18 protein-coding genes and 4 pseudogenes are annotated in these 20,884 nt (G+C 34.3%); 20 read left to right on the plus strand and 2 right to left on the minus strand.

Annotated elements, in window-relative coordinates:
• Nucleotides 1-77 precede the first annotated feature (77 nt).
• Together rlmD and HMPREF9625_RS00745 are read left to right on the plus strand one after the other, a co-directional pair.
• Complete coding sequence (gene rlmD, locus HMPREF9625_RS00740) at nt 78-1,880, plus strand: 23S rRNA (uracil(1939)-C(5))-methyltransferase RlmD (RefSeq protein WP_009535194.1); 1,803 nt, start codon at nt 78-80, stop codon at nt 1,878-1,880.
• A gap of 158 nt (nt 1,881-2,038) precedes the next feature.
• Entirely contained in the window at nt 2,039-2,323 is a 285-nt protein-coding gene (locus HMPREF9625_RS00745) for a CD1845 family protein (RefSeq protein WP_009535193.1), read from the plus strand.
• Nucleotides 2,324-2,947: 624 nt separating this feature from the next.
• Here the strand turns inward: HMPREF9625_RS00745 and HMPREF9625_RS00760 are convergent.
• Nucleotides 2,948-3,574: a TetR/AcrR family transcriptional regulator gene (locus HMPREF9625_RS00760; RefSeq protein WP_009535191.1), complete on the minus strand. Its 627-nt coding sequence runs from the start codon at nt 3,572-3,574 to the stop codon at nt 2,948-2,950.
• Between the two features lie 352 nt (nt 3,575-3,926).
• Between HMPREF9625_RS00760 and HMPREF9625_RS00765 the strand changes: the two genes are divergently transcribed.
• The 3 genes and pseudogenes from HMPREF9625_RS00765 to HMPREF9625_RS00775 form a co-directional block, all read left to right on the plus strand.
• Nucleotides 3,927-4,628 carry an ABC transporter ATP-binding protein gene (locus HMPREF9625_RS00765; RefSeq protein ID WP_009535190.1) on the plus strand — a complete coding sequence of 234 codons (702 nt, stop codon included), beginning with the start codon at nt 3,927-3,929 and terminating at the stop codon, nt 4,626-4,628.
• The gene (locus HMPREF9625_RS00770; RefSeq protein WP_009535189.1) at nt 4,628-6,922 is read left to right on the plus strand and encodes an ABC transporter permease; all 2,295 of its coding nucleotides are present in this window, start codon (nt 4,628-4,630) and stop codon (nt 6,920-6,922) included. The genes HMPREF9625_RS00765 and HMPREF9625_RS00770 overlap by 1 nt, the downstream gene beginning before the upstream one ends.
• A 310-nt stretch (nt 6,923-7,232) precedes the next feature.
• Nucleotides 7,233-7,892 (plus strand): annotated as a pseudogene (locus HMPREF9625_RS00775) (KilA-N domain-containing protein); the annotation flags it as partial.
• A 257-nt stretch (nt 7,893-8,149) separates the two neighbouring features.
• Here HMPREF9625_RS00775 and HMPREF9625_RS11545 read toward each other — a convergent pair.
• A pseudogene (locus HMPREF9625_RS11545) lies at nt 8,150-8,275 on the minus strand (relaxase/mobilization nuclease domain-containing protein); the annotation flags it as partial.
• Between the two features lie 198 nt (nt 8,276-8,473).
• Here HMPREF9625_RS11545 and HMPREF9625_RS00785 point away from each other — a divergent pair.
• From HMPREF9625_RS00785 to HMPREF9625_RS00855, 15 genes and pseudogenes are all read left to right on the plus strand, one after another.
• Entirely contained in the window at nt 8,474-9,373 is a 900-nt protein-coding gene (locus tag HMPREF9625_RS00785; protein WP_009535186.1) for a helix-turn-helix transcriptional regulator, read from the plus strand.
• 63 nt (nt 9,374-9,436) lie between these two features.
• A complete protein-coding gene (locus HMPREF9625_RS00790; RefSeq protein ID WP_009535185.1) occupies nt 9,437-10,051 on the plus strand; it encodes a GyrI-like domain-containing protein in 615 nt (204 codons plus the stop codon).
• Nucleotides 10,052-10,063: 12 nt separating this feature from the next.
• Nucleotides 10,064-10,606: a ClbS/DfsB family four-helix bundle protein gene (locus tag HMPREF9625_RS00795; protein WP_009535184.1), complete on the plus strand. Its 543-nt coding sequence runs from the start codon at nt 10,064-10,066 to the stop codon at nt 10,604-10,606.
• An 18-nt stretch (nt 10,607-10,624) separates the two neighbouring features.
• Complete coding sequence (locus HMPREF9625_RS00800; RefSeq protein WP_009535183.1) at nt 10,625-11,503, plus strand: SPL family radical SAM protein; 879 nt, start codon at nt 10,625-10,627, stop codon at nt 11,501-11,503.
• Nucleotides 11,504-11,662: pseudogene (locus tag HMPREF9625_RS11405) on the plus strand (DNA-binding protein); the annotation flags it as partial.
• A 106-nt stretch (nt 11,663-11,768) separates the two neighbouring features.
• A complete protein-coding gene (locus tag HMPREF9625_RS00810; protein WP_009535182.1) occupies nt 11,769-12,368 on the plus strand; it encodes a type IV toxin-antitoxin system AbiEi family antitoxin domain-containing protein in 600 nt (199 codons plus the stop codon).
• Nucleotides 12,365-12,583, plus strand: a pseudogene (locus HMPREF9625_RS00815) (nucleotidyl transferase AbiEii/AbiGii toxin family protein); the annotation flags it as partial. The gene HMPREF9625_RS00810 and the pseudogene HMPREF9625_RS00815, both read left to right, overlap by 4 nt.
• Nucleotides 12,584-12,723: 140 nt before the next feature.
• Nucleotides 12,724-13,362: a TetR/AcrR family transcriptional regulator gene (locus HMPREF9625_RS00820; protein WP_009535180.1), complete on the plus strand. Its 639-nt coding sequence runs from the start codon at nt 12,724-12,726 to the stop codon at nt 13,360-13,362.
• A gap of 127 nt (nt 13,363-13,489) precedes the next feature.
• The gene (locus HMPREF9625_RS00825; RefSeq protein ID WP_009535179.1) at nt 13,490-14,086 is read left to right on the plus strand and encodes an MptD family putative ECF transporter S component; all 597 of its coding nucleotides are present in this window, start codon (nt 13,490-13,492) and stop codon (nt 14,084-14,086) included.
• Entirely contained in the window at nt 14,076-14,789 is a 714-nt protein-coding gene (locus HMPREF9625_RS00830) for an energy-coupling factor transporter transmembrane component T family protein (protein ID WP_009535178.1), read from the plus strand. Before HMPREF9625_RS00825 ends, HMPREF9625_RS00830 begins: the two co-directional genes overlap by 11 nt.
• Nucleotides 14,774-16,243, plus strand: a complete 1,470-nt coding sequence (locus tag HMPREF9625_RS00835; protein WP_009535177.1) for an ABC transporter ATP-binding protein — start codon at nt 14,774-14,776, stop codon at nt 16,241-16,243. The genes HMPREF9625_RS00830 and HMPREF9625_RS00835 overlap by 16 nt, the downstream gene beginning before the upstream one ends.
• Entirely contained in the window at nt 16,233-18,023 is a 1,791-nt protein-coding gene (locus HMPREF9625_RS00840; RefSeq protein ID WP_009535176.1) for an ABC transporter ATP-binding protein, read from the plus strand. The genes HMPREF9625_RS00835 and HMPREF9625_RS00840 overlap by 11 nt, the downstream gene beginning before the upstream one ends.
• Nucleotides 18,016-19,761 carry an ABC transporter ATP-binding protein gene (locus HMPREF9625_RS00845; RefSeq protein WP_009535175.1) on the plus strand — a complete coding sequence of 582 codons (1,746 nt, stop codon included), beginning with the start codon at nt 18,016-18,018 and terminating at the stop codon, nt 19,759-19,761. The genes HMPREF9625_RS00840 and HMPREF9625_RS00845 overlap by 8 nt, the downstream gene beginning before the upstream one ends.
• A gap of 115 nt (nt 19,762-19,876) precedes the next feature.
• Nucleotides 19,877-20,140, plus strand: coding sequence for a hypothetical protein (locus HMPREF9625_RS00850; RefSeq protein WP_009538353.1), 264 nt, complete (start codon nt 19,877-19,879; stop codon nt 20,138-20,140).
• Between the two features lie 154 nt (nt 20,141-20,294).
• Nucleotides 20,295-20,867: a TetR/AcrR family transcriptional regulator gene (locus tag HMPREF9625_RS00855; RefSeq protein ID WP_009535173.1), complete on the plus strand. Its 573-nt coding sequence runs from the start codon at nt 20,295-20,297 to the stop codon at nt 20,865-20,867.
• The last annotated feature ends 17 nt before the right edge of the window (nt 20,868-20,884 follow it).

Genomic DNA, 20,884 nt, shown 5'->3' on the forward strand with positions numbered 1-20,884 from the left:
AGAAAGGTTGAAGTACGAAAGCTTGAATAGCTGAGGGTGAAGAATTTGCTTTTAAAGCAGTAAGGTTGAAGAGGTCTATGCAGAAAATAGGAAAAGAGAGTAATCGGGAAAGCAATCAGGAAAGCAATCAGGAAGAAAGCTTACAGTCGAAGGAAAGAGTGCAAAATACGAAAAGCTATAAAAAGAATGAGCTTATCATTTTAGAAATTACGGACTTAACGGAAGAAGGCCAGGGCGTCGGAAAAAGCGACGGCTTGGTTTTTTTCGTGAAGGACAGTGTGATGGGAGATCTGGTAGAGGCTAGAATCCTAAAGGTGAAGAAAAATTATGCCTATGCCAAGGTGGAAAAGCTACTAAAGCCTTCCCCGTATCGCATTACACCCCTTTGCCCTGTCGCGGGAAAATGCGGAGGCTGTCAGTTGCAACATTTGTCCTATGAAAAAGAGCTTGCATGGAAGGAAGATAGAATCGCCCAAAGCCTCATTCGGATTGCAGGCATTCCGGAAGAGGAAGTGCGTAAGAGAGGAGAGGGAATCCTCGGGGGAAAGACTGTGCGCTATCGGAATAAAGCCCAGTATCCGGTGCAGAACGGGAAAGAATTGCATGTTGAAACAGAGCAGATAGGAGAAAATTCTGCTCTTGATAGGAAAAAGAAAACGGCAAAAAATTGCATTGTGGACGGGAAAAGAGAAGGAAATATAAATTCCATGTCCGTAGTGAGAAAAGAGCTTTCGGGCTTAAAGATGGGCTTCTACGGCTTTCATAGCCACCGCATTATCGAAACCGAGGACTGCCTGATTAACAGTGAAGAGAATCCCTTGATTTTAAACTGCATCAAAGAATGGGCAAGGGAATATCAAATTTCCGGCTATGAGGAGGAAACAGGGAAGGGTCTACTTCGCCATATTTTCTTAAGAAAGGGCTTTTCTACCGGAGAAATCTTGCTTTGCCTTGTGCTAAACGGAAAGAGCCTGCCCCATGGAAAAGAGCTATGGGAGCGGTTGCAGGGGTTATCGCTAAGTGCTGAGGAAGGCGATTTACAAAGAGAAGCGGATATTCCCTGTGGAATGGATGTACAAAGCGGAGTAGATGTGCGCTGTGGGGTGGATGTACACTGCGGAACAGATATTCCTTATGGAATGGATGTACAAAGCAAAGTCAATGATCATTGTTGGAAAAATGGGACAGTTCAAGGAAGGATTGTCGGTCTTTGCGTGAATATTAACGAAGGTAGAGACAATGCCATTTTGGGAAGAGAAACCCGCTGCCTTTACGGAAAAGACAGCATAGAGGATAAAATCGGGGAGCTTAGCTTCTCTATTTCCGTACCTTCATTTTATCAGGTAAATCCTGCCCAGACCGAGAAAATCTATGGGAAAGCTCTTGAATATGCAGCCCTTACAGGAGAAGAAACCGTTTGGGACTGTTACTGCGGAATCGGCACCATTTCCTTATTTCTTGCCCAAAAGGCTAAGCAGGTTTACGGGCTGGAAATCGTTCCGGAAGCCATAGAGAATGCCAAGAAAAATGCGGAAAAGAACGGCCTCCATAATACAGAATTCTATGTGGGAGCGGCAGAGGAAGTCCTTCCCAAGTGGGTAGAAGAACAGAAGAGAGAAGGCAAGGACGTGGGACATCTGGTGGATGTGGTTTCCTTGGATCCCCCCAGAAAAGGATGTGACGAAGCTTGCCTTTCCGCAGTATTGGAACTTAGCCCCAAGAGAATTGTCTATGTAAGTTGTGATCCGGGAAGCCTAGCAAGAGATATGAAGTATCTAAGAGAAAGTGGATATGTGCTGGAGAAGTGGGTGGGTATTGATAATTTCTCGAGAAGCGGCCATGTGGAGACTATAGCGTTACTACAAAAAGAGGAATCGTGAAAATCCTCCATTTTAGGCAGTTTTACAAGCATTTTGTGTCTGTAGAAGATTTCGATGGAGGAAGAAAAAAGATCCTAAAAAATCATGCTGATGTGAATGTTTGTATTGATATGGTGTGTGGAGACACAAAGACTGATTTTGAAAGAGAGGACTAAGTAATGTTAAGATGGATCATCAAGATACTTTTGTTTCCAATCAGCCTGCTATTAAGTATCCTAATAGCTTTTATGGCTTTTTTGCTTGGCATAGGTACGGTATTGCTATACTTTCTCATGATAATATGCGTGGTAGGAGCGATAGCTTCCTTTATCCAAAATAAAACTATACTGGGCATAGAAGCATTGTTTTTAGGATTTTTGTTTAGTCCTTATGGCATTCCGATGCTTGGTGCAAGTATTATTGCGTTTCTCCATGTGGTCAACAAAGGGGTAAAATCAATCTAAAAATTTCATTAGTGGTGGCAAAAGACGATGGTAACAACTGTCGTCTTTTTTCTTTGCGAATTTTAGATAAAAAGAATGGAATAGGACTGATAGAAAGAGTCAGAGTTGGTCTTGGAAAGCCCAACATTATCTATGTGAAAGACTTCTTAAGCATGCTGCAAGAAAAATCAGTAGTACAGAAGTTCAAAGATTTAACTTCTGAAGTAAAAAATATTGCCTTTCATCAGCACTTTTTTGAATAAATTCGTCAAGCTGCTGAACGGATTTAATCCCATGTTCTCTGATGAAAATAACGCTGAAGAAAATGCCAAGATACTTTCTATCATTCATAAAAACTTTGACACCGCTACGGTCATAATGGAATGTATTGCAAAGATGTGGGTAAAACGAGAAGGGGTTGAAAAATCCATTCAGCAAACCACAGTTTGCATAACTAACAATTTAATAAAAACTAACACAGAACAGTAAATCAAAAATGATATGTACCCAGAATTCTGGACACATATTTATGAGCTAGGCTGAACACATGGAAGAGAAAAAAGAGAGCCTTTATTAAGGTTTAGGTTAATGCACAAAATTATTTACAGATCCTTTTAAAGAGTTGAAATGGTGTAATGACATTAATTAAAGAGGCTCTTTGAAGAGATAGTTATACAACATTTCCGCAAATTCATTAATTACTTTTTCTTTGTTTTGTGTTTCATCAGGATAAAAAGCTAGTTCATGAACTATACTTTCCACAGTTGTATGAATTATAAATGATGCTGTGGAAAGGTCTTTTATCTTGAGATTTGGACTATAAAATTCAAGCAATGAGAGAATTTTATTTGTAGCAAATATGCGATAAGGCTTTTCAAGTTCACGAAAATCATCGCTTTGATAAGAAAGAGCCGTAATTTTCTTTTGAAACAATGTTAGATAACTGTGACTATCTAAGATAAATATAATATATTTTTTAATTATTTCAAAGAATGAAAATTGTGATAAATCTTCCGGAATGATTTTTTCTAAGATATTTGAATAAAGATCTTTTACGAGCTCATCATAAATTGCTTTTTTATTTGGATAGTAGCTATAAAGCGAACCAATGGATACGCCCGCAGTTTTTGCAATTTCATTTGTACTTACATTTGCATAATCTTTCTCTGAAAAAAGGAGAAGAGCAGTATTTTTTATGAGTTTTTTTCTTTCGATACTTCTTTTTTGTTTCGGTATTCTAGTATTCTTTTGTTTTGATTCTTTACTTTTCATAACATCTCCAATACGCAACAGTGGGTGTTGAATTTTTTGTAATAACGATGAGTCTCTCAATTAAAATCTTGTACAAATCTAGATTTTACAGACAAATTAATTAAACAAAAGTTTTCCAATATAAGTGTATCATGTTCATTAAAAAAATCAAGAACATAATACGAGCAACTACTCATATTATATTGACAAAGCAGCAAAAAAAGAAGTATTATTAACATGAGCTATAGCTCACATTAATAATACGCTTTAATAAGCCATATACTTGCAATAACAGGTATCTGACGTGATTAAGAGCAATGGGAAAACCCAATATATAGTTTAAAAATTATGTTATGCAGAAAGGAGAAAAAAGATGAGTTTTATTCGTTTTCAAAATGTAACAAGAGAATATCATGTTGGAAGTAATGTAATAAAGGCTCTGAATAATGTGAATTTAGAAATTAGACAAGGTGATTTTACAGTGATTTTAGGACCTTCCGGTTCAGGAAAATCTACTTTTTTAAATCTTCTTGGAGGTATGGATTATGTTACGAGAGGAGAGATTTATGTAGGAGAGAACAATATATCAAAATTTACCAATAAGGAACGCACTCTTTATCGTCGCAAAGATATTGGTTTTGTTTTTCAATTTTATAATCTTATACCGACTCTTACAGCTTATGAAAATGTAGATATGGTATCCAAATTATCTGATGTTTCCATTTCGGCTGATGAAGCATTAGAAATGGTAGGATTGAAAGACAGAGCAGAAAATTTGCCGTCTCGCTTATCGGGAGGAGAGCTTCAGAGAGTATCCATAGCAAGAGCTCTTTGCAAGAATCCTAAGCTGCTTCTTTGTGATGAACCTACAGCGGCTCTTGACAGCGAAACCGGGAAAAAAGTTTTAATTACGCTTTCTTCCATGGCAAAAGATTATGGCCATACAGTAGTTTTGGTAACTCACAATGCTGCAGTGGCACCTGCGGCAGATAGACTTATCAGACTTAGAGATGGTGAAGTCAGTGAAATTATGGATCAGAAAAATCCTATTTCTATGGAGGAGGTTTTCTGGTAATGAAATATTTAAATAAAAAATTTATTAGAGATATAATGCAACAGTGGAAACAGTTTGTGTCGGTACTTATTATGGCTCTTATCTCGGTTTCGATTTACTGTGGAATGAGTTCAGTGTGGACTGGGATGGATGAATCATATACTGATTACAAAGAAAAAACTAACTTAGCAGATGCTTATATCGATGGGGTAAATATAAGCGATGAAGATATCTCAAATATAAAAAAATTGCCTTATGTAAATCAGGCTGAAGGATCAATGTTTGTTAAGTTTAATACGAAAATTGATAATGAAGATTCAGAGCTTTATATTAATTCATTTACAAGCAGCACTAAAAAACTCATGAATCCGCTCCTTAGAAGCGGGCACCCCCTAAAAGATGATGAAGAAGGTATATGGATTGACGAAGATTACGCCAAGATACACAATCTGAAAGAGGGTGATAAGATTGTACTTGAGTTTAAGGGGATTAAGAAGAAAGTAAAGATTTTGGGGACTGTTCTTGATGCAGAAAATATATATTTTATTACTTCTTATGCAGAAACAGTTCCGGATCATAAACGACACGGTTATGCTTATATAAGTGAAAAATATATAAATAAAATTTTGGGAATAGTATCTTATAATCAAGTGAGACTTGATTTACTGGAAAAACCGGTTTCCAAGTCAAAGCTGGAAAAAGATATTAAACGGATAATGGGAGATTCTTTTTCATCAGTAGTCATGAAGGAGAATAAAATTTCTATCACTCAGGTTGATGAGGAAATAAATCAAATTCACAAAATGGCGATGCTGTTTTCAATTGTATTTATCTTGTTATCAATTTTATCAATTTATACTACGATGAGCCGTCTTATAAGTAATCAGATGGTTCAGATTGGCACACTTAAATCTTTAGGATTTTACGACAGACAAATTTATTTTCACTATGGAGCATATGGATTTTTGGTGGCTATCATAGGAAGCCTTGTTGGGGTGATTTTCGGATATACAGTGGTGGCAAATCTTGTTATGAATATAAAAAAGGCGACACTAACGCTTCCTATATGGAAAAAATCCTTTGGCATAGATAGTATGATCTTGATTGTACTGATTCTTACGGTTTGTACCTTGGCTGCGATTATTACTACAAGGAAGGTGGTTAAAAACAATCCTTCTTTTACAATTAAAGGTATGCTCGATAAGAAGTCAGGTGGTCCCGGAATATACAAAAAATCAAGATTGTCATATGATTGGCTTTGGACGCTCAGGAGCATTCGCATTCATCCAATCAGAACATTCATGAGTATAACTGCAATCGTGGGGAGCATTGTATTGATGGTTGCCGGTCTTGGTGTGTGGGATTCTCTTTATAGTTCATATCAAGATGTTTATAATAATGAATTCTGTTATAAGTATATTGGACAGGTATACGGAGAATCTTATAATAATTTAAGTCACAAATTTAATTCTTTTGATGTTCAGTTTGCACAGAGTGAAACGGCTGATTTTTCTTTCCACGGAATTGAAAAATCGGGTTCTCTTTTAGTGCTTGATTCGGGTGACAAAATTAGAATTTTTGACGCAAAATCAAAAAAGAAAATCAGGATAGAAAAAGATGAGGTAGCAATTGCTTCTCAGTTGGCAGAACAACTTGATGTTAAAGTTGGAGATAAGATTGCATATAAGACTAAGAGTTCATTAAACGAGCATAGGGTTACTGTTACGGCAATCGTGGATGCAAAGATCCCTCAAGGTATTTTTATATACAAAGATAAGGTAAAAAACTTTGAACCTAACACAATTTATATAGGAGATAGTGAAGCTTATGAACAAGCAAAAAAAGAAGAATCAATAAGCAATATAATATCTATAAAAAAGCAACAGGACAACATGAAGGAGATGATGGATAGCGTTCATTCAATTATGTATATATTGATTGTGGCAGCATTTGTATTAAGTGTCGTTATTCTATATGATCTTGGTATCTTGTCATATCTTGAACGTTATCGTGAATATGCCACAATGAAGGTCATAGGATTTAAACATAGTGAAATTATGGGAATGGTATTTAAGGAGAGTGTTCTAAATCTTTTGACTGGATTTGTTATAGGAATTCCTTTGAGCAAGCAGTTTTTGAAGTTATATATAAGAGTTGTTTCCATGGATAGTATGGAATGGACTCCTATTATTGCTAAAGACCATTTTTTGATAGTTATATTCTGTGTTATAGGATTTTCTGTTTTAGTCAATTTGGTTGTTTCTATGAGAATAAGAAAAATTGACATGGTTGAAGCGTTAAAATCTATTGAATAAGGGAGACGGTGAATATAGGGGTATTGTATTAGAAAATAATTAAATTTTTTCTAAATTAAATAAGTTATTTAGTATTTAGGTAATAGAAATAAATCCTATTGCCTATTTTATGTATGACAGGCATGCCGTCAGTCTGTGGTGAAAGTCCGCAAAGGGCGTAGTTGCCGACGAACTCCATAGTGACTTGCAAGATTCACATCGTGAGGTGTGGACGAGAAGAAGCAATAGCAAAATCGTAGCCTGACGAACAGAAACCTAATATCAAGGCTTGCATAACGACAGCAAAGTGGGAAATGGAATTATCTGATATGAGTTTTTAGGTATTTGGGAAGAAATGTATAACACGAATTTTAATTCCCCCGAATTCGAGGGAATTAAAAATGAAGCAGGATTTAACCATTTTATATTATCGGTCAAGCAATGGGTGGAAAAAACTAATTCTATCGGTATCGTTGCGAGAGCAGGAAGATATGGTGGAACTTATGCTCATAAAGATATAGCGTTTGAGTTTGCTTCTTGGGTATCGCCATACTTTAAATTATATTTAATCAAGGAATTTGAACGCCTAAAGGAAGAAGAACAAAAGAAGTTAGGATGGGATATTAAGAGAAATTTGGCAAAAATCAATTATAGAATTCACACAGATGCCATTAAAAACAAACTTGTACCGGATAAACTTTCAAAAGAAAAAATCAATTTTATTTATGCAAGTGAAGCGGATATTCTTAATGTTTCTCTATTTGGAATAACAGCTAAGGAGTGGCGTGATGAAAATCCGGATTTAAAAGGCAATATTAGAGATTATGCGGATATATCACAGCTTGTCTGCCTTTCTAATCTTGAGAATCTTAATGCGGTATTTATAAATGAAGGCATGAGCCAATCTGAAAGATTGGAAAAATTAAATGCAATAGCTATTGAACAAATGAAGATACTATCTGAAAGTGAATCAATTAAAAAATTGAAATAGAGTAATAATATTTGGTATATAGCGAAGGTGATTAGAGTAAAATCTAACCGCCTTTTTTGTTTGAAAAAAGGAGATATAAAAACATGGATTACAAAACAATAAGGGATAGAATTGAAGATATTTCCTTATCAATAACCTTGATTTTATCCTGTAAATTTTGCCTTTCATCAGCACTTTTTTGAATAAATTCGTCAAGCTGCTGAACGGATTTAAGCCCATGTTCTCTGATGAAAATAACGGATTCCGCCATCGTATTCAGAGTTGAAGATGATATGATTATGGATATGCTCTTTATCTATATGCGTTGATAAGACAAACTCATATTCATCTTTTAGGATTTTTTTACATAACTCAAGACCAATCTGGTGTGCCATTTCAGGCGTTTTTCCTAAGTGTCCGTACACTTACTGTGCTTGCTACAAAAGAATGATTATGGTAGCAAGCATTAAGCAAGTTTTAAATGTATATCTTATGTTATACCAAATGAGGTAAGTAATATCATCAGAATTGAAAAAAAGCTTTTAATATGACAACATATGTCAAGTTAATATGATATAATAAATATAGGAGATGTTAAGACGATGAAAGATAATAGGTTATTTAGGATACTATATTATATTTTAGAAAAGGGAAAAGTTACGGCAAGTGAACTTGCAGATAAATTTGAGGTGTCAGTCAGGACAATATATCGAGATATTGACTCTATCAGCAGTGCCGGTATTCCCATCTATGCGTTGCAAGGAAAGGGCGGCGGAATAGAAATTGCTGAAGATTTTGAGCTTAGTAAATCACTACTGTCTGAAAATGAGAAACAGCAAATTATGTCAGCTCTTCAAGGATTGGATAATACCGCGATACAACATGAGAATGAGCTTCTAACAAAACTTTCCGCACTCTTTAAAATGAAAAACACCAGTTGGATAGAGGTTGATTTTAATAATTGGCAAAACAGTAAGCTGTATGAACAAACATTTAATGATATTAAGTCGGCAATTTTAAGTAAAAACATTATTTCGTTCACATATTTTAGCAGCAATGAAAAAGAAACAAGTAGAAGAGTTAAACCCGTTAAACTACTTTTCAAGAGTCAGGACTGGTATCTATATGCTTTCTGCTTACTTAGAAATGATTTTAGATATTTCAAATTGTCCCGGATAAAGAATTTAGAAATCCATACTGAAAAGTTTGATGACAACTTTGAAGATGCAATACTCAAGAAAGAAATGCCACACGAGAACACAGTGCATATAAAAGTTAAGTTTGATCGTAAAGTTGCTTTTCGAGTATATGATGAGATAAACGGAGAAATCATAGAAGACGATGAGGGAAATTTATATGCTGAAATAGAAATACCGAATGACTATAATTTATTCAATTATATTTTTTCTTTCGGAGATGGGGCAGAAGTATTAGAGCCAAAAGAGATACGAATGCAGATTAAAGAAATGATAAATAAAATGGCGGGGAAATATATAATATGACAAATGGTGTCAAGTATCCTCCTGTATAATAAAATTAACCAAATGTAAAGGGAGGACTGGATAATGAAATATGAATGGAGAAAACAAGAAAAGAATCTTTATGGTGTGAAGCAGACACCTATCATTGTAGAAGTGCCAAAGCAAAAATTTATTTTGGTAAAAGGTAAAGGAAATCCGAATGAAGTAGATTTTTCAGATAGAATATCCGCATTATATTCTCTTGCTTATGCCATTAAAATGATGTTTAAAAATGCAACGAAAAATAAAACTGATAACGAGATTGCAGATTTTACGGTATATCCGTTAGAGGGATTTTGGAAAAAAGTAAATGGAGAAGAGCTTGATAAAAATAAACTGGAATACACATTGATGATTAAACAACCTGATTTTATTACACAAGAGATATTCACAAAGGCACTTGAGAATATAAAAAAGAAAAAGCCTAACGCATTGTATGATGAGATGAGTTTTAGAGAAATAGAAGAGGGTAAATCTATTCAGATTTTACATGTTGGAAGTTATGATGAGGAGCCAAAATCATTTGAACAGATGGATGAATTTGCAAGAAAACTTGATCTTACAAGAATAGATGATTTTCATAAAGAAATATACCTAAGTAATAAAAACAGGACATCAGAAGAAAAGCAAAAAACCATATTAAGATATTCAGTGAAATAGGAGGAATTTGTTATGTCGAGACCGACGACAAAAAATGATTTAATGATTGCTGCTAAAGAAAACTATGAAAAGTTAGATTTACTTATTTCAAAGATGACTGAGGAAGAGTTAAATACACCATTTGATTTTTCAAAAGAGGAAAAGAAAAAAGAAGCCCATTGGAAAAGAGATAAAAACTTAAGAGATGTTTTAATCCATCTCTATGAATGGCATCAGCTTATTTTGAATTGGGTACATTCCAATCAAAAGGGCGAAGAAAAACCATTTTTGCCTGAACCATATAACTGGAAAACTTATGGTGATATGAATGTGGAGTTTTGGAAAAAACATCAAAATACTTCTCTTGAAAATGCAACTAAAATGTTTCATAAATCCCATAGCGATGTTTTACAGTTGGCTGAAACCTTTACAAACGAAGAACTTTTTTCAAAAGGTGTATATAAATGGGTTGGAGGGAGTACGCTGGGTTCCTATTTTGTGAGTACGACTGCAAGTCATTATGATTGGGCAATGAAAAAGCTAAAGGCTCATCAGAAAAACTGTAAGTCAAAATAGCCGGAATAGGATAGTAAAGTGCATTTTACAAAAGTAAAAGGAATACTTTCTTCAAAGAATGGAATGAATTTGTTTAGAGGTTGCACTCATGGATGTATTTATTGCGACTCAAGAAGTAAATGCTATCAGATGAATCATAAATTTGAAGATGTAGAAGTAAAAGAAAATGGAATCAGTCTTTTGGAAGAGAGCCTAAAACGAAAGCGAAAAAAATGCATGATTGGTTTGGGGTCTATGACTGATCCATACATTAAAGAGGAACTTAAACTAAATTATACAAGACAGGCACTTGAGATAGTAAATAAATATGGTTTCGGCATAACGCTTATAACAAAGTCCGCTAATGTTTTGAGGGATTTAGATTTGTTTAAGGAAATAAATTCAAAAACAAAGTGTGTAATTCAAATGACACTAACAACTTATGATGAAGAACTTTGTAAAAAGATAGAGCCAAATGTTTCAACAACAAAAGAAAGGGTTGAAGCATTAAAAATATTGCGTGATGAGGGAATACCAACAGTAGTTTGGTTAACTCCGATACTGCCATTTATCAACGATACGGAGGGAAACATTATTGGTATTTTAAATTATTGCAAGGAAGCAAAAGTGTTTGGAATAATATGCTTTGGTATGGGAGTTACACTCAGAGAGGGAAATAGAGAGTATTTTTATTCGCAGCTAGATAAAAAGTTTCCAAAGCTGAAAGAACGATACATGAGAGAATACGGAAACAATTATGTTGCAAACAGCGTAAACAATAAAAAACTAATGGGTGGATTTCACGAATTCTGTGAGCGGAACGGTATCGTTCATGATAATGATGCGATATTTAACTATCTCAATTTATTTGAAGGTAAGGATATTTCAAAGCAACTTAGTTTTTTTGATGAAGTTTGACTAAGGATATTATCCTCAAAGCTCTTAAAGGCGAAAGAACAGATGAAAGGACAGGAGGAAAAGAAAGAATCCGTCCTTGGAGCTATCAAGAAATATCAGGCGGAAGATAAGGAAAAATCTAAAGAAAGTAAAGAAAAGCCAAAAGAAACGGAGAGATAAATTTATGGTCGGTGCGGTCTTCGGATTGCACCGGCTCTTTTTTTTAAAATATTGACTTTTGTTCTTATAAATACTATAATTTAAGAACGAAAAGGCGGTGATAGGAATGAGTAAACGGGAACTGCTGCTAAAAAAAATAAAAGAAAATAATGGGATTATAACTACCAGAGAAGCCTTAAATCTTGGTATTCATAAGGATATCCTAAAAGAATTAACCATAAAAGAAGAACTTGAAAAAATAGCCAACGGACTCTATGCACTTCCGGATGAGAATATTGATGAGTATCTTTATTTCTCATACAGAATACCCAAAGGTATTTTTTCTCACGAAACAGCGGCATATTTACAAGGATTATCAACACGAATGCCCCTTATTTATGTGATGACTGTAAAGGTAGGAGATAATGTCAGCAGAGTTAAGTCGGCAAGAGATAATATTATTTTTAAGTATGTAAAAAAAGATTATTACGATATTGGGAAAATAACTATAACCAGTCCTTTTGGCAGAGAAATATCAGTGTATGACAAAGAAAGAACCATACTTGATATTATCAAAGATAAGGACAGAATAGATGCACAAGTATTTAGCGAAGCAATAAAATCTTACTTTGCAGGTAAGGAGAAAAATTTATTAAAACTGTCGAAATATGCTATTAAGATGAATATGGAGCAAGCTTTAAAACGATATACGGAGGTGTTATTATGAAAACATCGGAACAGATAAAAGGAGCGATTAGGAACATATCTAAGAAAACGGGAGTTAATCCGAACTCTCTACTTCAGATGTGCTTGTTTGAAGGAATACTTGAAAAACTCTCCAAATCAAAATATAGTGAGAATTTTATATTAAAAGGAGGACTTCTTATCTCCTCTCTTATCGGTGTTGATATGCGTAGTACGATGGATATGGATACTCAGATGGATTTGCTTTATGTTCCTTGTAGTATTCTCGATACTTTTTGACATATAAAAGTAAAATAGTACAACTTTTGTTCTTGAAATTTGAGATGGCAGGCAGTACAATATAACTAAGTTATATTTGGAGAAAGGAGGAGTAAAACGTGGCTAATGGCGATTACGAAGCAACTCATAAAAAAATATTGGATTGTGGAAAGAATATTTTTAAAACACAGGGATTTGAAAAAGCTAATTTAAGAGCAATCTGCAAAGCGGCGGGTGTAACTACAGGTGCTTTTTATGGTCATTTTGAAGATAAGGAAGCTCTTTTCACCGAATTAGTAGAGCCAATCGTGAATCAGATACAAAGCTCTTATGCTATGTATGAAGATAAGAGTTTTGATGTTTATAAAAGAGAAAGTCATATAAAGAAAGAAACGATTTCCAAGATTTTAGAATCAAAAGCACAAGGTGCTATTAAAATGGTTCTATATTTCTTTGAACATAAAGATGCATTTGAATTACTGGTCTTTGGTTCTTATGGAACAAAATTTAACAACTTTTTAGACGGAATTATTGAGAAAGAAGATAAAAATCACTTTGAAATTTTAAGTATGATATACGGAGTGGATCATGTAAATAATGTGATAACTAATAGAGGAATTCATCTAATCAACCATGCGTACTTTTATGCGTTATCGGAAGTAGCAGTTCATTCTAAAAGTAAAGAAGAAGTGAAATTGAATGCAACTTTGATTTCGGAGTTCTTTAATGAGGGATGGAAAAAGATACGAGGAATATAAACAATTTTTTTGCCCGAAACATAACTTAGTTATATTTCGGAATGTAGAAGAATAAAAATAAAACCGGATATTGTTTCTGTATGAAAATAGAAATATATCGAATTGAAAAAACAAGGAGGACAAAATTATGAATTTAAAAGGTATTGTAAAAATAGCAGTATTTTCTGTTATTGGGTTTGTATTAACAATGGGATTAGGTTTTTTGACGGGATCGTTTGGGATGCTTCCAAGTTTATATTTATCATCAGCCCTGCCAACAATTATTGTAGCACCGGTCTTTGTTATTATGTGTAAGCAGGTCGGGCAAAGAGGTACCGCATTTTTATACTTCCTATTGATGGGTGTTTTCTATGTTCTCATGGGAATGTGGCCGGTAATTGCTGTTTGTACGATTGCAGGACTTTTAGCAGAACTTGTAATTGGTAAAAAGGAAAATTATGAGAATAAGAATAGGAAGATTGGGGCTGCGTTTGGAGCAGGTATGTTTATCTATTCCTTACATGCTATGTATTTTACGTTTGTATTTGGTGTAGAAGGACTTACAAAGCAATTTCCAAAGATGTTTACAACCGATTACGCAACATTCCTTTCCAATTTTTACACACCTAAAAATATCTTGATTTGTTTATTGATTGCAATTGTGGCTTCCGTTATAGGCGCCTATTTTGGAACATATATTTACAATAAATTTTTTAGCGATAGGAAGAAGAAAAGTGTTTTGTAGAGATGAAAAAAATAATATAAACAAATACCAACTATCAGACAAAATCAACCCGCTTACTATAGTTGGGTTGATTTTGCTATTTTCTGTTGTTTTAACAATAGGAGAACAAACCCAATACTTAATTTCCCTTATTTTTGTTTTAGGGCTGTTATTCTTATTTTCAATTAAAAAAGCATTTAGAACGATATGTTCCTTGCTTATAGTATGGGGACTTATTTATTTGCTGGAACCTCATTTAGGAAATGTTTTGATTGGTTCTATATATACAATGCTACTTATAGTGTTGAAGTTTGCTCCACTTTTCATCTTGGGAAGAGTTCTGTCTTCCTATAGCTCTTCACATCTAATTGCTGCATTTAGAAAAATTGGAATGGATGGTGGAATAGGTATAGGAATTACAGTGTTTTTTCGTTTTATTCCGGAAATCTCTATTCGAATGAAGGAAATAAATAATGGCATGAAAATTAGAGGATTTAAAGCAAGCATTTTCAAACCAATTAAAACCTTTGAGTTGTATTTTGTTCCTCTTATGTATAAGTGCATAGACATAAGTGACACCTTAACTTGTTCCATCATATCAAAAGGAATGGAATACGATGGGAAAAAAACAAGTTTTCATGAGGTGAAAATTACATTTGTTGATATCGCAATGATGGTCGGAGGGATGATTTTGTTGGGGGCGAGTTTATGGAAAATATTTTAGAGGCAGAAATCAGATCCTTTCATTATGGAGAGGATTTGATATTAAAAGATTTAAAAATGTCTGTAAAAAAAGGCGAAATTGTAGTCTTAACAGGTCTTTCCGGATGTGGAAAAACGACACTTTTAAGACTGCTAAACGGACTTATTCCATCCTTTTATGACGGTGATTTGGACGGGGAAATTAAGATTTTAGGGAAGGATATAACGACATATAAAAAGGGAGAGTTAGCTAAATATATTGGCAATGTATTTCAAAATCCGAAAGATCAATTTTTTTGTGATGTAGTTGAAGATGAAATTGCTTTAGTGGGTGAAAATTTGGGATTGGACAGGGATACATTAAAAGAAAAAGTTGAAAAAGCAATGGACTTGTTAGGAATAAGCCATATTAGCAAAAAATCTATTTTTGAATTATCAGGAGGCGAAAGGCAAAAGGTAGCTATAGCCGGAACTCTTATCTATGATACGGATATTATTTTTTTTGATGAGCCATCAAGCAGTCTTGATTACGATAGTATAAAACATTTCAGTGAAATACTTCTCAGATTGAAGGCGATGGGAAAGACAATAATTATAGCGGAACATAGGCTCTATTATTTAAAAGAGATTTTTAGCAGATTGATTTATATAAAAGACGGTACAATATGTGATATTTTTCCGAATGGGAGTCTTAGGAATGATAAGTGTAAGGAGCTTGAGTTAAGAACGCTTAATGAAAGAGAATTGATATCAGAAAAAGAACCGATTGTGGCTAAAAGCTACATAAAATTAAATAACGCCTGTATCCATCAAGGGAAAAGAACCTTGATAGAAAACTTAACCTTTGAGCTTGGAGAGAGCGAAATAATGGGAGTGATTGGGCCTAATGGCATTGGGAAAAGTACCTTAGCAAAAGCATTGTGTGGATTATCTGAAAAATATTTAGATGTCAGCTATGGACAAAAACAAAGAGAAAGGCTTAGAAACTCATATTGCGTGTTACAAGATGTAGATGCTCAGATTTTTTTAGACACCGTAGAAAATGAATTGATATTTTGTAAAGATAAAAACTCGGAAAGTGATTTAGAAAAAATACGAGAATATCTAAAAGATACAGACCTGTGGCATAAAAAAACCAATCATCCGCAGAAATTATCCGGTGGACAAAAACAACGATTGGCGATTATTACTTCGTTTTTATCCGGTCGTAAGCTGATAATTTTGGATGAACCAACATCAGGTCTTGATTATAAAAGTATGAAAATTATGTCCGATTTAATGACAGAAAAAGCAAAGGAGATTCCAATTATAATAATTACTCATGACTTAGAGCTGTTATTTAAAACCTGTCATTCCGTCTTAATGCTCGGTGATAAGGATTATAAAAAAATATCTGTAAAGGGAAATGAAGCGTTAATCATGGATTTTATGGATAAAAAAGGAAATTTATGGAAGGAGAAAAACTATGTTAAATAAGGTTTTTGAATATGCAGGTTCGCATAAAAAATCAATTCACTTAGCAAGTTTTATTATGCTTATTAGTGTAATTATGGGTGTGCTACCCTTTCTATTTGCCTATCCGATTATCAATCCGCTTATTTTAGGTGAGCAATTAGAATTGGAAAGACTTGCTCTTTTATTGACAAGCATTTTAGTTTGTTTCGTGTTGCAAGCTGTCTTAGGAGGTTTCGGTCTTAATGTATCCCATAAAGCAGCATACAACACGCTGCTTGGACTTCGAACATCCTTACAGAAAAAAATGGAAAATCTGCCATTGGGTGTTGTTGAAGAAAAAGGGACTGGTACAATCAAAAAAATGTTCGTGGATGATATTGGCAGTTTAGAGGTGCTTTTAGCCCATTCCCTTCCTGAAGGAATAGCGAACCTAATTGTACCTATTATGGTTTATGTTTCCATGTTTTTTATTGACTGGAGATTAGCGTTAATGTCATTAGCTTCTATTCCGGTTAGCATTCTTGCCATGATGATTATGTACTCTGTAGGTATGAAACAAATGGGACCATATTATATGGCAAGTGGAAAAATGAATAATACCATTATTGAGTATGTAAACGGTATGGAAGTTGTAAAAGTATTTAATAAGCAAACAGAGTCTTATGAGCGCCTTTCTAAAGATATCAGTAATTACAGAGATTATGCACTCGCTTGGTATAAGACGGCATGGCCATGGATGGCGTTATACAGTGCTTTCCTTCCATGCACGATTATTTTAACATTGCCGCTTGGTGGTTACTTTGTATACATGGGCTATGCAAGTCTTTCTAACTTAATACTGATATTATGCCTTTCTTTAAGTATAGGATTACCACTACTGAAAGCGCTTGGATTTTTACCAACTATGCCACAGTTAAATTATAAGATTTCTGCTTTAGAACAAGCCTTAAATATGGCTCCTTTAAAACAGGGAGAAAATGATTTTAAGGGAACAGGGCATACTATTTTATATGACAATGTTACCTTTGGCTATCCGTTAAGCAAGATGGGAGAAAACGGACAGCCCAAAACCTATATTAAGAATGTTATTCATAATGTAAGTTTTACGGCAAGAGCCGGTGAAAAGACAGCGATTGTTGGCGAATCCGGTTCAGGAAAAAGTACTTTGGCTAAACTTTTCATTCATTATTATGATGTTTTAGATGGAAGCATAAGTATTGGTGGACAAGACTTACGAGATATAAGATTGGAATCTCTCAATAAGCAAATTTCTTATGTAGCACAAGACCAGTATCTATTTAATACTTCGCTTTTAGAAAATATTCGCATTGGTAATTTAGCTGCCAGTGATGATGAGGTTATGGAAGCAGCTAAAAAAGCCCAGTGCATGGAATTCTTAAATAGACTTCCGAATGGTATTTATTCTTTAGCTGGGGATGCCGGAAAGATGCTTTCCGGTGGAGAAAGGCAAAGAATATCGTTAGCGAGAGCTATTTTAAAGAATGCTCCGATTGTTGTACTTGATGAGGCAACAGCCTACGCAGACCCGGAAAATGAAGAAAAAATGGAAGCGGCTATTCGTGAACTTGTAAAAGGGAAAACCTTAATTGTTATTGCACATAAGTTGCCATCTATTGTAGATGCAGATCAGATACTGGTTATGGATCATGGTCGTTTAGTTGCAAATGGAAAGCATAAGGACTTATTAGAATCTTCAGCAGAATATCGCAAATTATGGGATGCGACGCTATTTAGTAAAGATTGGAAAATCAGCAGAAAGGAAGGTGAAAAAAATGTTTAGACTAATTTCAAGAATTTTAAATTTATCAGGTAAATACAAAAACAGAATAAGGTCTGCATTTATATTTGCCTTTATGGAATCTATATTAAGTAAAATGCCGATATTTATTGCATTTACCGTTTTGATTGGATTTTATGAAAAAACGAATACCTCCAAAACTTTTCTATATGTAGGGGTGGGGCTTTTTTTAGTGGTTTTATTACAAGCAGTGGTTCACTTCTTAAGTGATAAATTACAAAGTGCAGCCGGCTTTATGATTTTTGCTGATAAAAGAATGGAGCTTGGAAATCATCTTAGAAAGCTCCCTATGGGATATTTTACAGCAGGAAATTTGGGGAAAATAAATTCCGTTTTAAGTTCGGATATGGCTTTTATTGAAGAAGTTTCCATGAGTACGATTGCCAATATGATGAGCTATGTATTATCAACGCTTGTGCTAACAGTATTCATGTTTGTTTTAGATTATAGAATTGGATTGATTGCGGTGTGTGTAACATTGGTTGCAACACTGCTTGCAAATAGTATGAATAAGATGTCTTTATCGGAGTCGGCTATTAGACAAGAACAAAGTGAAAAACTAACGGATGCAGTTTTATCATTTGCTGAGGGGATCAGTGTTATTAAAAGTTACAACCTTTTAGGTGAAAATTCGAAATCCCTTACAGATAATTTTGTATCCTCAAAGGACACATCTATAAAATTTGAAAATAAAATAACGCCATGGACAACCGGTTTAAATATTATTTATGGAATTGGGATTACATTTATTTTAGCAGTAGCTCTATATCTTAATTATCAAGGAGTTTTGGGACTTCCGTATATGTTGGGGCTTATTTTGTTTGTATTTGACTTATTCAGCCCTTTAAAAACACTTTACGGAGAAGCGACAAGGCTTACTGTAATGAACGCCGCTTTGGATCGCATGGAAGAAGTGTTAAATGAAACTGAATTACAAGATGTAGGCAAAAAACATATTTCAAAATCGGATACCTCAGAACCTGAAATTTCTTTTAATCATGTTAAATTTTCTTATGGCGAAAAAGAGGTTTTACATGATATGAGTTTTGAGATGAACAAGAATACAATGACGGCTTTCGTGGGACAGTCCGGGGGAGGTAAATCCACAGTAGCAAATCTTTTGGCAAGATTTTGGGATGTGGATTCCGGTGAAATTTTGATTAGAGGAGTGAATATAAAGGATGTTTCCCTATCTGAATTGATGTCGGAAATCAGTATGGTTTTCCAGAGAGTTTATTTATTTCAAGATACGATTTTTAACAATATTGCCATGGGGAAAGAAAATGCAACGAAAGAAGAAGTTATAGAAGCAGCCAAGAAAGCAAGATGCTATAATTTTATTATGGCACTTCCTGATGGATTTGACACAATGATTGGAGAGGGAGGAGCAACTCTATCCGGTGGCGAAAAACAAAGAATTTCTATTGCTCGCTGCATATTAAAAGATGCTCCTATTGTAATTCTTGACGAGGCAACAGCAAGTGTTGATGTGGACAATGAAAGCTATATACAGGAAGCAATCAGTGAATTGGTAAAGAATAAAACCTTATTAGTTATTGCTCACAGATTAAATACGATTAGGGATGCCGACAATATTATTGTAATTAAGGAAGGGAATATTGCAGAACAAGGAACCCATAATGAGCTAATTGCTTTAAATGGGATTTATAAAAATATGGTAGAGTTGCAAAATAAAAATAATGGCGTAAAAATACTGTAAGAATATATTTATTATAAATGGAAGTAAGTACTTGAAACAGGATATAAAAGAACAACTACTAACCAAAAGACCGATAGACTTACTCTTTTAGCTATCAGTTCCAGCAGTTATAGGAATGATAGTCATCGGTCTATATCCCTTGATGGACAGAATATTTGCCGGAAAAATTATAGGACAAACAGTTATGGGTGAATACGCTATTGAAGGTGCTGCCCTTGCAACGATCACGGCCCAATTTGTTCAAGCTGCTGTAACACTACATTATTTCTTGAAAAAGAGTAAGGTCGTTAAAATTCATAAGATACAGTCTGATGCGGAAATTAAAAAAGAAATGTTTTCTGTCGGTTCATCCGCTATGAGAGTAGTCTCCTTTGCATAGTTTTTTAGTCGAAACCATTGTGTCAAAGGATTATTGATTACTCTCTTTTTATTTCTTTATCAACTGACAAAATCTTTACTCTATTCTTGACAAATATTGAATTTAAATTTATTATTAAATATAAATTCAATATTAACATAGAAAGAGGTGTGCTATGGCACAAGTATTAAAAGAAGAAGTTAGAAATAGAATACTGGAAGCAGCAGAAAAAGTATTTTATAAAAAGGATTATAGAGGTGCCAAATTAACAGAAATTGCAAAGGAAGCAGATATTCCTGTGGCGCTCATTTATACCTATTTCAAAAATAAGGAAGTTTTGTTTGATGCAGTAGTAAGTTCTGTTTATATAAACTTCGAGTCAGCTTTTAATGAGGAAGAATCTTTGGAAAAAGGTTCTGCTTCTGAAAGGTTTGATGAAGTTGGAGAAAATTATATTCATGAACTTTTAAAAGAGCGTAAGAAGTTAATTATTTTAATGGATAAAAGTTCAGGGACAAAGCATACAGAAGCAAAACAAAAACTCATATCGCAAATGCAGGTTCATATTGAAGTAAGCTTAAAAAGACAATCAAAAGAGGAATATGATCCGATGCTTGCCCATATTTTAGCCAGTAACTTTACAGAGGGGCTTCTTGAAATAGCAAGGCACTATCAAAGTGAAAAGTGGGCAAAAGATATGCTAAAACTTATTGCAAGGTGTTATTACAAGGGAGTGGAATCCCTGTAATCAGCACAAAAATAGAC

The organism is Oribacterium parvum ACB1, assembly GCF_000238055.2.
GTDB lineage: Bacteria > Bacillota > Clostridia > Lachnospirales > Lachnospiraceae > Oribacterium > Oribacterium parvum.

What these genes read in the sequence shown, in the direction of transcription:
- HMPREF9625_RS00745 (WP_009535193.1), top strand. Translation starts at nt 2,039, where the DNA reads ATGTTAAGATGGATCATCAAGATACTTTTGTTTCCAATCAGCCTGCTA.
- rlmD (WP_009535194.1), top strand. Translation starts at nt 78, where the DNA reads ATGCAGAAAATAGGAAAAGAGAGTAATCGGGAAAGCAATCAGGAAAGC.
- HMPREF9625_RS00840 (WP_009535176.1), top strand. Translation starts at nt 16,233, where the DNA reads ATGTTAAATAAGGTTTTTGAATATGCAGGTTCGCATAAAAAATCAATT.
- HMPREF9625_RS00770 (WP_009535189.1), top strand. Translation starts at nt 4,628, where the DNA reads ATGAAATATTTAAATAAAAAATTTATTAGAGATATAATGCAACAGTGG.
- HMPREF9625_RS00850 (WP_009538353.1), top strand. Translation starts at nt 19,877, where the DNA reads ATGATAGTCATCGGTCTATATCCCTTGATGGACAGAATATTTGCCGGA.
- HMPREF9625_RS00765 (WP_009535190.1), top strand. Translation starts at nt 3,927, where the DNA reads ATGAGTTTTATTCGTTTTCAAAATGTAACAAGAGAATATCATGTTGGA.
- HMPREF9625_RS00795 (WP_009535184.1), top strand. Translation starts at nt 10,064, where the DNA reads ATGTCGAGACCGACGACAAAAAATGATTTAATGATTGCTGCTAAAGAA.
- HMPREF9625_RS00825 (WP_009535179.1), top strand. Translation starts at nt 13,490, where the DNA reads ATGAATTTAAAAGGTATTGTAAAAATAGCAGTATTTTCTGTTATTGGG.
- HMPREF9625_RS00760 (WP_009535191.1), bottom strand. Translation starts at nt 3,574, where the DNA reads ATGAAAAGTAAAGAATCAAAACAAAAGAATACTAGAATACCGAAACAA.
- HMPREF9625_RS00790 (WP_009535185.1), top strand. Translation starts at nt 9,437, where the DNA reads ATGAAATATGAATGGAGAAAACAAGAAAAGAATCTTTATGGTGTGAAG.
- HMPREF9625_RS00810 (WP_009535182.1), top strand. Translation starts at nt 11,769, where the DNA reads ATGAGTAAACGGGAACTGCTGCTAAAAAAAATAAAAGAAAATAATGGG.
- HMPREF9625_RS00855 (WP_009535173.1), top strand. Translation starts at nt 20,295, where the DNA reads ATGGCACAAGTATTAAAAGAAGAAGTTAGAAATAGAATACTGGAAGCA.
- HMPREF9625_RS00835 (WP_009535177.1), top strand. Translation starts at nt 14,774, where the DNA reads ATGGAAAATATTTTAGAGGCAGAAATCAGATCCTTTCATTATGGAGAG.
- HMPREF9625_RS00785 (WP_009535186.1), top strand. Translation starts at nt 8,474, where the DNA reads ATGAAAGATAATAGGTTATTTAGGATACTATATTATATTTTAGAAAAG.
- HMPREF9625_RS00845 (WP_009535175.1), top strand. Translation starts at nt 18,016, where the DNA reads ATGTTTAGACTAATTTCAAGAATTTTAAATTTATCAGGTAAATACAAA.